General features: G+C 45.0%; 3 protein-coding genes. 1 reads left to right on the forward strand and 2 read right to left on the reverse strand.

All coding sequences use genetic code 11. From position 1 onward, the window contains the following. Positions 1-186: hypothetical protein (locus ACEW8S_RS17110; protein ID WP_373519332.1), on the forward strand; the 186-nt coding region annotated here is incomplete at its 5' end. A 542-nt stretch (positions 187-728) separates the two neighbouring features. Here ACEW8S_RS17110 and ACEW8S_RS17115 read toward each other — a convergent pair. Both ACEW8S_RS17115 and ACEW8S_RS17120 read right to left on the reverse strand, forming a co-directional pair. Beyond that, positions 729-1,526 (reverse strand): type 1 glutamine amidotransferase, encoded by a 798-nt coding sequence (locus tag ACEW8S_RS17115; RefSeq protein WP_373519333.1) that lies wholly within the window; start codon positions 1,524-1,526, stop codon positions 729-731. Further along, the coding region (locus ACEW8S_RS17120) for an iron-containing alcohol dehydrogenase (RefSeq protein ID WP_373519334.1) at positions 1,527-2,504 on the reverse strand (978 nt) is incomplete at its 5' end.

Genomic DNA, 2,504 nt, shown 5'->3' on the forward strand with positions numbered 1-2,504 from the left:
AGGGCCGCACGCAATAGAAATTCAGGCTCCTTTTTATTGGACGTACAACCGATAAACAATAAAATGGAAAAGCAAAATACAATGTGCCTGAAAATAAAACTGCCAAATTGTTGTGATATCCTGTTCATAGAACTAATTCTCTATCTCAAAAATCGTTGCGACCTCGATGGCCATGTTATCGGGTAATGATACCATGCCGATAGCGGCGGTATGGACTGGTTTTCCGCTTTTGAGGATCCATCGCATACCGCAATGAAATTTATAGGCTAATAATACGCATTTTCGGGCATTTCTTCCTCATAACAAATTACAATTTGTTCCTCTACCAATACTTCGTTAAGTTTTTAAGCCCCTGTTCTTTCCCATGTTCGGTAAAAAGGTTTGGGTACACCTCCCAACACCGAAATAGTTCAGGTCCATGACCTTTAAAATTGATTACCAATTCGTAAAAGAATTATCATTTCTTTGTAAGCGGGGAATCTTTCGGCCCCCATCAGGAAGATTATCTACACCACCAACGCCGTCGAGGGCTTCCATAGGCAGGTTCGCAAGGTGACCAGGACCATGGGTTCACCAATGTCATGGCCCTTATGAAGCTGGTCAACCTGGCGACCATCAACATCAAGAAGAAGTGGACGTCGCCATTGCAGAACTGGGCCACGACCGCCCAACAATTATTTATTAAATTTGAAGGGCGGATGCCGCTCTTCCCTTGCCTACACTTGATTTCATCCCTGGGAAATTTGTTTTAGCCAAGCCTCTATTTCTTGAGTGTGGAGCCTGTAATCAACTATTTCTTGAGGTAAATCCTTTTCCTCCAACAGTCGCACAACGAATGCTTCAACTTCGGTGATTGATGTAAAACGGCCACTGTCCACTAATTTTTCAGATAAAAAGGAAGTGATCTTGGCCATATCGGAGGTTTTGAATTCAGGATGGTACTGTACCCCGAAAAAGGATGATTTTTTATAATCGAATACCATGGCCTGGACTTCGGAATGTGGATTCTTGGCCAATACCACAGCGTTTTCGGGAATTTTAACGACTTCGTCAAAATGGATGCAGAGTGCGGCATAGTTGGATTTTCTCTTCGGAAAAAAAGGACTTTTCATACCGAAATCAGTGAGCGTAATAGCATCGGCAATCCCAAACTCCAATCCCTTGTTGCCGCGTGCGACTTTGCCACCTGCTATGGTTGTCGCTACCTGTAGGCCCCAGCAGCTGCCGTACAAGGGCGTGCCACTTTCAAAAATGGTTTCCGCAAAAGTAAGCTGATCCGTTACCGAGGGTATGTTTTCCGTTACACTTAAAGAACTGCCCGTCCAAAGTATTCCGTTATACTTTGTTAATTGTTTGGCAGTCGGTAAACCTTTGGAGCCATCGGCCGGGAAGACTACTTCCGTTTGTGCGTTGGGCATTAAAAAATGCAGCATTTCCTTAAAAATAAGATGATAGGGCTTTATGCCAAAGGCCTCCCTTTGCGCGCGGGTCACTTCATTATTGCCCTCAACGATAAGAAGCTTCATCTACAGACTGTTTAAATCACCCTTTACCGCCGCCCTAAACAATTTTTCCAGATCATCGGTATTCAAGGGCATGGCATTTGAAGGGGTAGAGGGATCCAAAAAGGCCATTTTTCCAATTCTTTCGGCCTCATCATCGTTAATCCCTATCTCTTTTAGGGTGTGGGGTATATTCAACTCTTTTCTAAGTTCTAGTATGTATGCTATAATTGCATCCGTGTCGTGGCCTGGAAGTTCCAACACCTTGCTTAAATACCCCATTTTTTCTTCAATTGCCGGTTTATTCTGTTTTAGGGCATAAGGCAATAAAATGGCGTTGAGCAAACCGTGCTCTTTGTTATAGATTGCTCCCAACTGATGGGCTATCGAATGCACGGATCCCAGACCTTTTTGGAACGCCGTTGCGCCCATGGAAGCGGCAACCAACATTTGCCCCCTTGCCTCTACATCGTACCCGTGTTTAAATGCTACGGGTAGATATTTCGCTATCATCCTAATGGCCGCTATGGCAATGCCTTCCGCCATGGGGTGATATCCAGGGGCAATATAGGCCTCGATGGCATGTACCATGGCATCTATTCCCGTCCAGGCCGTAATATGGGCCGGTAGCCCAACTGTTAATTCAGGATCTATAATTACTATCCCCGGCAACATTTTAGGATGAAAGATTATCTTCTTGGTATGCAATTTTTCATCCAAAATTACGGATGCCCTTCCCACTTCAGATCCGGTTCCCGCTGTGGTGGGAATTGCAATTATGGGTGCTATGCCGTTGATGTCGGCATGTGTCCAATTGTCGCCGACATCCTCAAAATCCCATAAAGAAAGGGATTGACCGGACATAAAAGCAATTGCTTTGGCCGCATCCATGGCAGAACCCCCTCCAAAAGCGATGACCCCATCATGTCGATTTTTAGTGTAGTGAGCTACCCCGTTCAGTACATTGGCTTCCGTTGGGTTGCCTTGTACATCGCTGTATAC

This window comes from Pricia sp. (genome assembly GCF_041745955.1).
Taxonomy (GTDB): Bacteria; Bacteroidota; Bacteroidia; order Flavobacteriales; family Flavobacteriaceae; genus Pricia.

Bases quoted from the DNA above. Each gene is read 5' to 3' on its own strand.
- ACEW8S_RS17115 (WP_373519333.1), bottom strand. From the start codon at position 1,526: ATGAAGCTTCTTATCGTTGAGGGCAATAATGAAGTGACCCGCGCGCAA.